Source organism: Nitratireductor pacificus pht-3B (assembly GCF_000300335.1).
GTDB lineage: Bacteria > Pseudomonadota > Alphaproteobacteria > Rhizobiales > Rhizobiaceae > Nitratireductor > Nitratireductor pacificus.
In genome coordinates this window covers 1-12,392 of sequence record NZ_AMRM01000014.1, presented here as the reverse complement: position 1 = coordinate 12,392, position 12,392 = coordinate 1, and the positions used below count along the sequence as shown (strand labels likewise).

Annotated in this window: 13 protein-coding genes; 7 read left to right on the top strand and 6 right to left on the bottom strand. The window is 63.6% G+C overall.

Annotated features, from left to right (window positions below; translation table 11 throughout):
- The 5 genes from NA2_RS13070 to NA2_RS13050 are packed head-to-tail and all read right to left on the bottom strand — an operon-like array spanning position 1 to position 5,295.
- The gene (locus NA2_RS13070) at positions 1-834 is read right to left on the bottom strand and encodes an ABC transporter permease (RefSeq protein ID WP_008597441.1); all 834 of its coding nucleotides are present in this window, start codon (positions 832-834) and stop codon (positions 1-3) included.
- Complete coding sequence (locus NA2_RS13065) at positions 831-1,772, bottom strand: ABC transporter permease (RefSeq protein ID WP_008597440.1); 942 nt, start codon at positions 1,770-1,772, stop codon at positions 831-833. Before NA2_RS13065 ends, NA2_RS13070 begins: the two co-directional genes overlap by 4 nt.
- 33 nt (positions 1,773-1,805) lie before the next feature.
- Positions 1,806-3,356, bottom strand: a complete 1,551-nt coding sequence (locus tag NA2_RS13060) for an ABC transporter substrate-binding protein (protein WP_008597439.1) — start codon at positions 3,354-3,356, stop codon at positions 1,806-1,808.
- Positions 3,357-3,388: 32 nt separating this feature from the next.
- The gene (locus NA2_RS13055; RefSeq protein WP_008597438.1) at positions 3,389-4,489 is read right to left on the bottom strand and encodes a C45 family autoproteolytic acyltransferase/hydrolase; all 1,101 of its coding nucleotides are present in this window, start codon (positions 4,487-4,489) and stop codon (positions 3,389-3,391) included.
- Positions 4,486-5,295, bottom strand: coding sequence for an alpha/beta hydrolase family protein (locus NA2_RS13050; RefSeq protein WP_040677803.1), 810 nt, complete (start codon positions 5,293-5,295; stop codon positions 4,486-4,488). Before NA2_RS13050 ends, NA2_RS13055 begins: the two co-directional genes overlap by 4 nt.
- 155 nt (positions 5,296-5,450) lie before the next feature.
- Between NA2_RS13050 and NA2_RS22395 the strand changes: the two genes are divergently transcribed.
- Complete coding sequence (locus tag NA2_RS22395) at positions 5,451-5,576, top strand: hypothetical protein (RefSeq protein WP_274531971.1); 126 nt, start codon at positions 5,451-5,453, stop codon at positions 5,574-5,576.
- Positions 5,577-5,782: 206 nt separating this feature from the next.
- Here NA2_RS22395 and NA2_RS13045 read toward each other — a convergent pair whose 3' ends face one another.
- Positions 5,783-6,979 carry an ROK family transcriptional regulator gene (locus NA2_RS13045; RefSeq protein ID WP_008597436.1) on the bottom strand — a complete coding sequence of 399 codons (1,197 nt, stop codon included), beginning with the start codon at positions 6,977-6,979 and terminating at the stop codon, positions 5,783-5,785.
- 206 nt (positions 6,980-7,185) lie between these two features.
- On the opposite strand from NA2_RS13045, the gene NA2_RS13040 reads away from it, so the two are divergent.
- From NA2_RS13040 to NA2_RS13015, 6 genes are all read left to right on the top strand, one after another.
- Positions 7,186-8,388, top strand: a complete 1,203-nt coding sequence (locus NA2_RS13040; RefSeq protein WP_420798704.1) for an extracellular solute-binding protein — start codon at positions 7,186-7,188, stop codon at positions 8,386-8,388.
- A gap of 82 nt (positions 8,389-8,470) precedes the next feature.
- Positions 8,471-9,355, top strand: coding sequence for a carbohydrate ABC transporter permease (locus NA2_RS13035; protein ID WP_008597434.1), 885 nt, complete (start codon positions 8,471-8,473; stop codon positions 9,353-9,355).
- Positions 9,355-10,200 (top strand): carbohydrate ABC transporter permease, encoded by an 846-nt coding sequence (locus NA2_RS13030; protein ID WP_008597433.1) that lies wholly within the window; start codon positions 9,355-9,357, stop codon positions 10,198-10,200. The genes NA2_RS13035 and NA2_RS13030 overlap by 1 nt, the downstream gene beginning before the upstream one ends.
- Positions 10,201-10,253: 53 nt before the next feature.
- Positions 10,254-11,225 (top strand): SIS domain-containing protein, encoded by a 972-nt coding sequence (locus NA2_RS13025; protein ID WP_051011639.1) that lies wholly within the window; start codon positions 10,254-10,256, stop codon positions 11,223-11,225.
- A complete protein-coding gene (locus tag NA2_RS13020; protein WP_008597431.1) occupies positions 11,225-12,151 on the top strand; it encodes a carbohydrate kinase family protein in 927 nt (308 codons plus the stop codon). Before NA2_RS13025 ends, NA2_RS13020 begins: the two co-directional genes overlap by 1 nt.
- Positions 12,148-12,392 (top strand): ATP-binding cassette domain-containing protein (locus NA2_RS13015; RefSeq protein ID WP_008597429.1); only part of this gene is annotated, 245 nt, incomplete at its 3' end. The genes NA2_RS13020 and NA2_RS13015, both read left to right, overlap by 4 nt.

Below are 12,392 nucleotides of genomic sequence, written 5' to 3'. Positions count from 1 at the left end.
TCACACCTGCTCCATTCGCGGATCGAAGAAATCGCGCAGCGCGTCACCCAGCAGGTTGACCGCCAGAAGCGTCATCGAGATCGCAAGGCCCGGTGCCAGAACCAGCCAGACCGCCGAGGTGGCAAACTGTTTCGTATCGGCCAGCATGCCTCCCCATGTCGGATTTGGCGGCGGCACGCCCAGGCCGAGGAAGGCCAGCGCGCTTTCCGACAGCAACGCTGTCGCAAAAAGCGAGGTGCCGATGACCGCGACGGGGGCAATGCAGTTGGGAAGGACATGGCGGATCAATGTGCTGGCGTGGGAATTGCCGAGCGCACGGGCGCTGTCAATGAAGTCCCTGCCGCGCAGGCTCATCACCGTGGCACGGACGATCCGTGCGACACCCGGCGCATAGGAGACACCGAGCGCCACGATGACACCGTATTTTCCCGGCCCCACGGCCGCCACGATCCCCAATGCCAGAAGCAGGCTGGGAAACGCGATCAACGCGTCCATCACCGTGCCGATGGCACGGTCGACCAGGCCTGCGAAATAGCCGGCAAGTGCGCCGATCACGGTTCCGGAGACGACGGCGACGGCAACCGACAGGCTCGAGATCGTCAGGCTTTCCCGTGCTCCGACCAGAATGCGTGAGAAGGTGTCCCTGCCATACTGGTCGGTGCCCAGCCAATAGTCCCCGCCCGGCGGTCGCAGCCGGTCGCCGAAGTTGACCAGGAGCGGATCGTGCGGTGTCCAGACACTGCCGAGTATCGCGGCCAGCAGGAAGACGGAAATCAGCATCAGTCCCAGGGAAGCGTTCAACCGGTTCGTCAGGAAGCGATTCAGGATGCTCATAGTTTCACCCTCGGATCGAAGACGGGATAAAGAAGGTCGATCACCGTGTTCAGGACGACGTAGATCACGACGATGAAGATCAGGACGCCCTGCACGATGGCGTAGTCGCGGGCGAAGATGGCGCCCACCATCAGGCGGCCGAGGCCCGGCAGACTGAACATCTGCTCGATCACCACCACACCGCCCAGCAGGTGGCCGAGGATCAACCCCAGCACGGTGAGGGTCGGGGCGAACGCATTGGGAAAGACGTGCCGCCACAGCACGCGCCGCTCCCCCATTCCCTTGGCCCGGGCATGGGTCACATATTCGAGCCCCATCACCTCGATGGTGCTCGCCCGTGACATGCGGGTCAGGACGGCAACTTCCGTCAGCACCAGCGCGATCACCGGCATGATCAGGTAGATTGCGCCGGCGCGCGCATCGTCAAAGACAGACACATAGCCGACCGTTGGCAGCAGCTTCCATTTCGCGCCCAGAAAGGTGAGCAGCAGCAGTGCTGTCCAGAATCCGGGGATCGAAAGGCACAAGGTCGCGATGCTGACGATCGTGGCGTCGGTCTTGCTGTTCTGCTTCCAACCCGCGACGATCCCTGCAGGGATGGCGACAAGCGCCGCGAGGGCCGTCGCGACCACAACGACGATGGCCGTTACCGGAAAGGCGGCGGCGATCTCGCCGGCGACGGGGCGGCCGGTCTGGACCGAAACACCCATGTCGCCGCGCAGCATGCCGCCCGCCCAGTTGAGATACTGCATGACAAGAGGCTGATCGAGGCCAAGCTCGCGCCGCTTGGCCTCAAGAACGGCGGGATCGTCGATCTCGCCGATGAACAGCATTGCCGGATCGCCGGGGATCAGGCGCATGAGACCGAAGACCATCACCGAGGCGAGTATCATCGTCGGGATCGCCGAGACGATCCGCTTCAAGGCATAGGCCCACATAGCATTCCTCTCTTGGCGGGAACCGGCGCAGGCTCAACCGCCTGCGCGCACACCCCACAGGCGGGGCGATTCGAGCGGCCATTCCTCATAGCCTTCGACGCGATCGTTGACGCCGACAGAGCGGGCCGGGTTGAACAGGCCGATGACCGACGCATCCTGAACCATCAGCTGGTGCGCCTTCTTGAACTCGAGCGCCCGTTCGGCCTCATCCCCGCTGACACCGGATTTCTTGACCGTCTCGATCAGTTCCGGATCATCGGCGATGGCGTTTGCCCGGTTTTCCTTGCTATCGACCACGACGTCGAACATCAGCGTCGGATCGGTGCGCGCGGAAAAGCCCATCACCATCATCTGGAACTTGCCTTCCTTGTAGGCGGCGTACTGGCTGGCCCAGTCCATCACCACCAGTTCAGTCGTGATGCCGACTTGTTGCAGCATGCTCTGGATCGCGATGGCGGAGATGTTGTCGAACGGATAGGTCCCGTTGGTGATCAGCTTGATGGCCCGGCCGTCATAGCCCGCCTCGCCCAGCAAAGCCTTGGCTTTCTCCGGATCGTATCCGAGGCCTTCCTGAAAGAACGGTCCGAAGAATGCGGAGGCACCCGCGATGGCCGACGGATTCGGTTGGCCGAGCCCGTTCGTCGCCCCTGCCGTCAGACCCTTGATATCGATGGCGTGACTGATCGCCTGACGGATGCGCCTGTCCTTCAGGAGCGGATCGGTGTTCTGGATCAGCGCAACCTGCCATTCGGGTGTGGCGACGGTCTTGACACCAAGCCCCTCGGCCGCCTCGATCTCGGCGATCGCGTTCGGGTCAAGCCGCGGCAGGATGTCGATGTCGCCCGCCAGCAGTGCGGTCTTGGCGGCCGCCGTGTCCGCTATGACCATGAAGCGGACGCTGTCGAGAAAGGTCTCGCGGCTCCCCGCGTAACCATCCTTCGGCGCATCGAGCGGAACATAGTCGGTAAAGCGGTTCAGCTCGACGAACTGCCCTGCTTCGTGCCGCCCCATGGTAAACGGACCAGTAGCGATCAATTGGGCCAGCTTGCCGTCCGGCCCGACGGAATCGGGATGAATGATACCGGTCAGGCAAACCTTGTGCGCCATGCGAACGAGAAACAGGCCGTTCGGTTCGGCAAGCGTGAAGCGAACGCGGCGCTCGTCCAGCGCTTCGATCGTCTGAATGTCGATGCCGAGAGAGCCGCCCTTGAACCACTTCTGGCAGAGAAAGCCTGTTTCATCGGCAAGAAGCCGTTCCCACGACCATTTGACATCGGCTGCCGTGACCGGCTGGCCGTTGTGAAAAACGGCGCCCTTGCGGACCGTGAAGGTGTAGCTGCGCCTGTCCTCGGACACGTCCCAGGATTCGGCGAGTTGCGGCCCGACGGAAAGATCATCGCGATAGGCAACCAGCGCCTCCACGACATGATGCAGCACATTGTCGGTATTGCCGTCGCGATTGACGCCGAAGTCGATGGAGCGGATATCCCCCGGCATGGCCAGGGTGACCTGCTGCGCGCCGGCCGGCGCGACGAGCATCGCCAGGCCGGCGGCCGTGGCAAGATATCTGAGCGTTTTCTTCATTGTGATCTCCTCCCTTGGATTGTCTGCCGCGTTCACGGCGCGATCTTGTATTCTTCGAAATGCGTTCCCTGATACGGGCGAAGCGCGAGCCATGCCCGGCCAAGCGCCGGCTCCATGATCAGCGAGTAGAGCGTGGCCGAAGTGAGCCCGCCCGGCCGGGCCGCCGGCGCGCGCATCAGGCTGCCGGGACAATGCGCCGTGTCCATCAACGCGGCCTGGATGGCCTCGCGGTCGATTGGCATGGGGCTGGTTGCGAGCAACTGCATCAGCCGCTGATCGCGAACCAGGCTGTCGGGGCATCGTGCCAGATTGATATCGACAAGCTTGGTCCGTGCGGGATCGCTCTTGAAATGGTTGGTATGCGTCAGCACGCCGTCCTTCGGCATCAGCCATTCCGTCAGGCCCGGCGCGGATTCCAGGATCACGGCGGCGCCATCGGCATCGCTGGCGGCGAGCGCGTGGGAGAATGACGGGTCCGAGCCGTAGACAAGGCCGATCGCCTCCCCCAGAGAGCCCGAATGGATCATCTGCCGGCGCAAGACCGGGCTGGGCAGGCCGAGCCGCCCGTAGTCGCGATCCGAATGCAGCCCCATGGCCGAGATCGCCAAACCCGCCGCATTCATGCCGTGTCGGGCAAGCTGGCCGGCTTCCACGAAGTGCAGCGCGTTGGGACCGTCGTGATCGAGAATGCGCAGCGCGACCGTGTGATCGGCGGCCTCGGGCATCCAGTCCCAGTTCTGCGCATGAAGCAGCGTGCCGTCGAGGCTTCGCTTCGGACAGACAATGACGCCGGAACATTCATCCGCGCCATCGGCGGGCAAGACCTCGGCCTTGCGCATTCTCCAGTAGAGGATCTCCGTGCGCGCATTGAGCAGGGTGATGGCGTCGGCACCCTGCCCGCTCCCCTTGCCGATCGCCTCGATCTCTTCGGCGGCGTCCGAAGATTGCGCCTCGATCACCGCGCGGAATTCGGCCGCCGTCAGCATCGCTTCGGCCCAGGTCACCCCCCGTCTCTTGAAGAAGCCGCGATAGGTATCGAGGGCAGAGGCGATCTGCCCTCTGGCTGCGACGCCATATGCCATTCCGCGTTCCGCCGCGCCGCCGCGCACGGTGATTTCGGGAAGCCGCGTCATCGGCGCGCCTCCTTGACCAGCACGTCAGCCAAGAAAGCTTGCACCGGCGCCAGCACGGCAAATCCGTCATGCGCAACCCCTTCCACCACGTCCAGCCTGGCCGAAACCCCATCGGCTGCAAGGCTGCGGCGCAGGCTTTCCATCAAAGTCGTGCGGTTGCGGCCGGCATCGTTGATACCGTCCATCCAATGCGGGGAACCAACCGCCGTCGCGACATCATCCTCCTTGTCGTCCAGATCGCCGATGACCATCTGGACAGGCAGTGCGCGAAGTGCATCGAGCCGGAGCGGCTGGCCTGCCAGCTCGGCCAGTCCACGCAGCCCTTTCCACCAGGGCAGCGTCTCATCCATCAAGGTCACCTTGCCCGGGGCGCCGATGCTCAGCGCGGCCAGCCTGTGCGCGTGGAGATAAGCGAAACGATGCACGAACTGGCCACCGCCGGAGTAACCGAAAAGTGCGAAGCGGCCCGTCGCGACGCGCCCGTCCAGCCGCTCGTTCAGCTCATCGATCATCGCCAGCAGGACGTGATCGAAACGGGTGTCGGATGTGACGCAGAATTTGTAGCTCTCGGTGTCTTCCGGCCCCTCGACGCCGCAAGGGAAAAGCGGCGCAAGAACCACGGCCCCCAGCTGCTCGGCCAAGGCCGCGAAGGCATCGCGATAGCCTTCTGCAACGCGATACGAGCCATGAACGGCCACGACAAGCGGAAGGTCGCCACGTCCCTCTGCTGAAGAAGGAACATAGCTGCAATAGGAAAACCGGCTGTCGAACCGACACAACCAGAATGGTGAGATACCCGATGTCATGGTAGGCCTTGCATGGTTTGTATGGGCCGATTATTAATTATAAAAACCAATATGTCAAATTTAATCGCCATGTTTTGGTATTTTAGAATTCAAATTGGCGTTTTGTGGAGAAGGGACACGCTCGTGGCTTGATTGCAGGCAGCTCCGGATCATGGATGAAAGCGCGCGATCTGATCGAGCTGCCGCGGGGCGATGGGCGGAGCATATGCCGCCACATGGGCTACCGCTGCGGCAAGCCTGTCTCGGCGCACGGAGGCGTCTACGCCTCGTTGAACGGCTGATTGCGCACAGTGCTCGAGCGGTTCATGTAGCCGACGGCGGGAAGTGGGTTTCGCATGCTCGCATTGGTTCGATGGCCGGGCAAAAGGGGGCAGGCGAGCGCCGGTTGGGAACCTGAAGCGCGCAGTGAAAATCAGTCACCTGTGTTGTGCGCCTTGTCCCGAGACCGGCGAAGAACGGCCTTCGCGGAGCCGGAGGTCGCCCTGCGTCATGTCTTCAAGAGAGCCGAATAGCGCGGATCGAAGGTGCGGCTGATCGGTTCGACCGCCGCACCCTGCGCGACGCTCCAGGGATCCGTGATGCCCATCTGAAGGCGCGGAACGGCTCGCCCGTGACGCTGCGCAATGGACGGAAGCAGCGGATGCATCCTGTCAACGATCTCGGAAACCAGCGCCTCGGGCGCGCCGCCGCACATGATGATCGTATCGGGATCGAAAAGATTCTCGATGATCTGGATGCTGCGGCGCAACACCGCCCCCGCGCGGTCCACCCACTGCAGGAGCCGTTCATCCTTCGCAAGGATCAGAGCTTCGATCTGCGCGTAAAGGTCCGGCATCGACGGATCCATGCCCAGATGGTTGTAGAGCGAGGCGAGCGAGGCGGCGTGTTCCAGGGTGGTCGTGCCGTCGCGGGACGACGGCGTCAGGATCATGCCGATTTCACCGGCATTGCCTCTCGCCCCGCGAAACACCTCGCCGTTGAGGATCAACCCCGTTCCGATGCCGTAGCCGAGGAACAGGCACACCACATTGTCCAGTCCGCCTGCCGCGCCGATCATCCGTTCCGCTATGGCCGCCGCGGAGGCGTCGTTCTGGATCTCGACCTCGAGGCCCGTCCTGTCGGTCAGCACCTGGCGCAGCGGATAACGCTGCCAGGCCGACATCACCCAGCGATCCTCATTCTCCTCCTGCCGCCCGAATGGGCCGGGCATGGCGACGCCAAGGCCGACAATGCGGTTTTTGGATGTGCCGTTGCGGCGTGCGAGGTCCGTGCGCAGATCGGCGATGAGGCGGGAGATGACCTCCACGCCGCCCTCCGGGTCTTCGCTCAGGACAGGCGCCTCGACCTGTGCAAGCGGCTTGCCGAGAAAGTCCACAAGAACGGCGCGCGCCAGAAAGCGGTCGATCTGAAGACCGATTGCAAAGGCACCGTTGGCGATCAGGCGATAGGGCGTGAAGGGCTGGCCCCTTCCCTGCTTCACTGCCGGCAGCGCCTCGATGAAACCCTCATTCGTCAAATGCTCGACGATGTTCGAGACAGTCTGCTTGGTGAGCGAGGTCGCGCGGGCGAGGTCCGCCCGGGAAACAGGGCCGTTCGAGCGGAGCGCATCGATTATCACCCGGCGGTTATGCGCGCTGGCGCCGTCCTGATTGGTTCCCGGCGTCGCTCGAATCTGTTGCTTCACGTCGAATCCGCTTCCCTGTTGACACGCGTCAAAATATCGTCTGATAATTAAGTCAACGCAAGTGACTTAATACGCATTTGGTCCACCGCTACCGGCCATCGTTGTGTGCCCCGTGGCGCAGACAGCCGAACAACCACTTGCGCTTCAAGCAAGAAAGGGGAACTGAAATGAAACTGTTTATCCGCAGCATCCTCGCCGCCGCAGCCATGGGGAGCACCATGCTCTCAGCCCCGGCTCTCGCGGAAACCAAGCTGAACGCGCTCTTCATGGCACAAGCGGCCTACAGCGAGAACGACGTTCGCGAAATGACGCAACGGTTCATGAAGGCCAATCCGGACATCGACGTGAACCTCGAATTCGTTCCCTATGAGGGACTGCATGACAAGACGGTGCTCGCGCAGGGTTCCGGCGGTGGTTACGACGTGGTGCTTTTCGACGTTATCTGGCCCGCCGGATATGCGGAGAACGGCGTTCTCGTCGATGTGTCCGACCGCATCACCGATGCCATGAAATCCGGCGTGCTTCCCGGTGCCTGGACCACCGTTCAGAACGACGGCAAGTTCTACGGTATGCCCTGGATCCTCGACACGAAATATCTCTTCTACAACAAGGAGATGTTGAAGCAGGCAGGCATCGATGCGCCGCCCGCCACCTGGGACGAGCTGAACGAGCAGGCGAAGATCCTCAAGGAGAAGGGTATCGTCGAGCACCCGATTGCCTGGAGCTGGGCGCAGGCCGAGGCCGCGATCTGCGACTACACAACCCTCGTCAGCGCCTATGACGGCTCGTTCCTCGATTCCGACGGCAAGCCCGCCTTTCAGGCCGGCGGCGGCCTCGAGGCGCTGCAGTACATGGCGAGCAGCTACAACAGCGGCCTGACCAATCCGAACTCCAAGGAGTTTCTGGAAGAGGATGTGCGCAATGTGTTCCAGAACGGCGAGGCCGCCTTCGCCCTGAACTGGACCTATATGTACAACCTTGCCAATGCCGGCGAGGACAGCAAGGTCGCGGGCAAGGTCGGCGTCGTTCCCGCCCCCGGCATCGAAGGCAAGAGCGAGGTCTCGGCGGTCAACGGCTCCATGGGTCTCGGCATCACGTCCACCAGCAAGAATGTCGATGCGGCGTGGAACTACATCGTCTTCATGACCTCCCAGGAAGTGCAGGACGGCTACGCCAAACTCAGCCTTCCGATCTGGGCCTCCTCGTATGAGAAGCCTGAGGTCACGAACGGACAGGAAGAGCTTATCGCCGCCGCCGAGAAGGGGCTCGCCGCGATGTATCCGCGCCCGACAACGCCGCGTTACCAGGAGCTCTCCGCGGCGCTTCAGGTCGCCATCCAGGAGACGCTGCTCGGCCAAACCTCTCCCGAGGACGCCCTGAACGCAGCGGCTGAGAACAGCGGCCTTTAAGGGCATACCGCCGGGCGAGGCTATCGGCCCCGCCCGGCTGGCTGTACCTTTCTTCCCCATAGCTCCTATCTGGAGGTGCAATGTGTCCGGCGACCGCCTGACCCTTCGGGCCTGGCTTATGATGACGCCGCTGCTTGTCGTGATGCTGGCCGTCGTCGGCTGGCCCCTGATCGACACCGTGCGGCTGTCTTTTACCGATACGCGTCTGATCGGCGCATCCGGAAACTGGGTGGGGCTGGAAAACTACGCGCGCATGCTCACCAGCAGCCGCTTTCTGGAAACCCTGAAGACGACGACCATCTTCGCCGTGGGCTCGGTGGGGCTGGAAATGGTGCTGGGCGTCCTGGCCGCCCTCCTCCTCAACCAGGCCTTTTACGGGCGCACCCTTCTGCGCGCCCTTCTCATTCTGCCCTGGGCCTTGCCGACGGTGGTGAACGCGACCTTGTGGCGGCTGATCTACAACCCGCAATACGGCGCGCTGAACGCGCTCGTCACCCAGTTCGGCCTGTCGGCCGAATATCAGTCTTGGCTTGGCGAGCCCGGGTCGGCGCTCATCGCCCTGATCATTGCCGACACCTGGAAGAATTTCTCGCTCGTCGCCCTGATTGCGCTGGCCGCCCTGCAGATGGTGCCGCGTGAAATCACCGCCGCCTCGCTGGTGGACGGCGCCGGCCCCCTGGCGCGCTTCCGGCACGTGATCCTGCCTTACCTGGCCGGACCGCTCATGGTCGCGCTCGTCCTGCGCACGATCGAAGCGTTCAAGGTGTTCGACATCGTCTGGGTGATGACCCGCGGCGGGCCGGCCAACAGCACGCGCACCTTGTCCATCCTTGTCTATCAGGAAGCCTTCTCGTTCCAGCGGGCCGGCTCGGGTGCATCGCTGGCCCTGATCGTGACCCTGCTGGTGACGCTTCTCGCCTGCGCTTACACGATCCTCATCCGCAAGGCGGCAGGGAGTGCGAACTGATGGAACATCGCAGCCTGCCCGCAACCCTTCTCGTCTATTTCTTCGCCCTCTTGCTCGCCGTGGTCATTCTAGCCCCCCTTGCGTGGCTGGTTCTGATGAGCGTGTTCCCGGCCGGTCAGCTCACGGAAAAGCCCCTGGAATGGTGGCCGCAGACCGTGGACTTCTCCCGCTATGTCTTCCTGCTGTCGCAGGCCGACAACAGCGCAGGCGCAGCCTTCGTGTCCGCGCTTCTCAACAGCCTGAAGGTCGCCACCATGGCCTCGGTCATGGCGCTTGTCGTCGCCATTCCCGCCGCCTGGGCGGTCTCACGCATGCCGCAGGTGGGCTGGTCGCTGTCGCTGGTGATCCTCACATACATGCTGCCTCCGGTGGCCTTGTCCGTGCCGCTTTTCATGGGGCTTGCGAAACTGGGTATGCTCAACAGCGTGTTCGGACTGGCGCTCGTCTATCTCTCGATACTGGCGCCCTTCACCACCTGGCTGCTCAAATCGGGTTTCGACGGCATCCCGAAGGAACTCGAAGCCGCCGCGACCATGGATGGCGCAAGCCTGCTTCAGACCTTGCGCATCATCACCCTGCCCCTGGCGATGCCCGTCATCGCAACGTCGGCGCTGTTCGCATTCCTGCTGGCATGGGACGAGTTCTTCTACGCGCTGCTGTTCACCTCCGACCAGCGCGCGAAAACCCTGACGGTTGCGATCGCCGACCTCGCCGGCGGGCGCGTGTCGGACTATGGCCTGATCGCCACCGCGGGCGTGCTCGCAGCCCTGCCCCCCGTCATCATCGGCGCGCTCCTGCAGCGCGCCCTCATCTCTGGCCTCACCAGCGGCGGCGTGAAAGGTTGACCCAGTTGAACGACATTCAGAGACCATCCGGCATCCGGGCCATCGACGCGGAAATGGCCCGCCAGCACGCCGACGCGCGCGCGACCCATCATGCCTGCCGTGAAAGGGCAGCTGGGATCGCCCAAGCCCTCAGGAGCACGAAGCGCCTCGTGATGCTGGGCATGGGAGCCTCTCACGCCGTCGCACGCGCCGTCGAGCCGCTCTACCGGAAGATGGGGATCGCGGCGGTTTCCCTGCCCCTTTCGGAGCAGCTCGGCCAACCCCTGTCCCTGGCCGGTCACACCGTCCTCGTCACGTCCCAGTCGGGAGAAAGCGGAGAGGTCGTCCGCTGGCTGGATGAGGCGGATCTTTCCGATGTCCAGCTGTTCGGCCTGACCCTCGATGCCGGCTCGACCCTTGCACGGCGTGCACCATGCCTGATCGGCTGCGGCGGGGCTGAAATCGCCTTTGCCGGAACACGCAGCCTCACCGTCACGCTGGCGATGCACATGGCCGTTCTGGAAGCGCTTGGCAGTGATGTTTCCGACGCCGCGCGGGTTCTGGAGACGCCGCCGACGGCCGATGTCCGCAAGCTGGTGGATGCCTTTGGGAATGTTGACGCCATCGTCACGTCCGGCCGCAGCCTTCAGGGCGTCGCCGAGGCGGTGGCCCTTGGCTTGATGGAACTCTCGCGCCTGCCCTGCTTCGCCCTCGAAGGGGGACAACTGCGTCACGGGCCGCTCGAGATGCTGGGGCCAAACGTGGGTGTCGTTCTGTTCAAGGCGGACGACCACACCGCCGCGCTGGTGGATGGCATGGCCGAAACCGCGGCAAGCGCCGGTTCGCCCGTGATCGTCTTCGATGCCTCTGCAACGCCCTTCAACCCTGACGGCGGCACCATTCTCGCCACCGGCGCCCGCAGCGGTCTCGCCGCCATCTTCGCCCTTCTGCCGCTCGCGCAGTCCTTCATGATGGAATACGCCCTCACCCGCGTTTCCGACGCCGGCACGCCCATCCGTTCCACGAAGATCACCCGGAGCGAGTGATGCAGCCTCTTGCGGTCATCGGCAACGTCAATGTCGACCTCATCATGGGCACCGTTCCGGCCTGGCCGAAAGCCGGCACGGAAGTCCTCCTCGACCACGACGAATTGCGGGCGGGCGGCTCCGCCGGAAACACCTCCCTTGCCTGGACGGGGCTCGGCATCCCGCATCAGATCGCCGCGACCGTCGGGACGGACGAGTTCGGCCATTGGCTTGCCGGGGTGTTCCGCGAACGCTCCATGCGCTGGCCCCGCATTTCCGGCAACACCACGACTTCGGTGGGGATCACCCACCCCGACGGCGAGCGGACGTTCTTCACGACACAGGGTCATCTGCCTCACATGTCCCTGAACGATGTCCTTGCCAGCCTGGACTGGGGAACATTGAAAGGGGGGACCGCACTGCTGTGCGGCTCCTTCCTCACGGGAAAGCTGACCGGCGATTATGATCGGTTCTTCCGGCTTGCCCGGTCCCACGATGTCGGGATTGCTCTGGACACCGGCTGGCCCGTGGACGGCTGGACGGAGGAAACCCGCGAACGCACTCTCCACTGGCTGGCGCAATGCGACTATGCGCTGCTCAGCGAAAACGAAGTGATCGGCCTGGCCAGGACCCCCGATGTCGAAGCCGCCGCACGGACCCTGCATCGAGCGATGAAGCCCGGGGGTACGCTTGTGACGAAGCTGGGGCCGCAGGGGGCCCTCGCGGTGCGCGGCACGGACCTCATCCGTGTCCCCGCGCCCGTCGTCGAGGTGGTTGATACCATCGGTGCGGGCGACGTCTTCAACGCCGGTTTTCTGACCGGCATAGCGCGCAGCGCGCCGGTGGAAGAATGCCTTTCAGCCGGCATATCGCTTGCCTCCAACGCGATCTCCACCCAGCCACGCAGCTATGCCTACGAGCTTGAGCAGAAAGAACCCGTCCCATGAGCGAACTCGAAATCGACGGCATCCGAAAGAGTTACGGCCGCCTGGAAACCCTCAAGGGCATCGACCTGAAACTCGAAAGCGGGGACTTTCTCGTTCTGCTGGGAGCATCGGGCTGTGGCAAATCCACCCTTCTCAATCTGATCGCCGGACTGGCGGACCCGACGGATGGCGACATCAGGATCGAGGGGCGCTCGGTCGTCGGTGTCGCGCCGAAGAACCGCGACATCGCCATGGTGTTCCA

Excerpts from the sequence above, each read along its gene's own strand:
- NA2_RS13070 (WP_008597441.1), bottom strand. The coding sequence starts at position 834 with ATGAGCATCCTGAATCGCTTCCTGACGAACCGGTTGAACGCTTCCCTG.
- NA2_RS13065 (WP_008597440.1), bottom strand. The coding sequence starts at position 1,772 with ATGTGGGCCTATGCCTTGAAGCGGATCGTCTCGGCGATCCCGACGATG.
- NA2_RS13060 (WP_008597439.1), bottom strand. The coding sequence starts at position 3,356 with ATGAAGAAAACGCTCAGATATCTTGCCACGGCCGCCGGCCTGGCGATG.
- NA2_RS13055 (WP_008597438.1), bottom strand. The coding sequence starts at position 4,489 with ATGACGCGGCTTCCCGAAATCACCGTGCGCGGCGGCGCGGCGGAACGC.
- NA2_RS13050 (WP_040677803.1), bottom strand. The coding sequence starts at position 5,295 with ATGACATCGGGTATCTCACCATTCTGGTTGTGTCGGTTCGACAGCCGG.
- NA2_RS22395 (WP_274531971.1), top strand. The coding sequence starts at position 5,451 with ATGAAAGCGCGCGATCTGATCGAGCTGCCGCGGGGCGATGGGCGGAGC.
- NA2_RS13040 (WP_420798704.1), top strand. The coding sequence starts at position 7,186 with ATGGGGAGCACCATGCTCTCAGCCCCGGCTCTCGCGGAAACCAAGCTG.
- NA2_RS13030 (WP_008597433.1), top strand. The coding sequence starts at position 9,355 with ATGGAACATCGCAGCCTGCCCGCAACCCTTCTCGTCTATTTCTTCGCC.
- NA2_RS13025 (WP_051011639.1), top strand. The coding sequence starts at position 10,254 with ATGGCCCGCCAGCACGCCGACGCGCGCGCGACCCATCATGCCTGCCGT.
- NA2_RS13020 (WP_008597431.1), top strand. The coding sequence starts at position 11,225 with ATGCAGCCTCTTGCGGTCATCGGCAACGTCAATGTCGACCTCATCATG.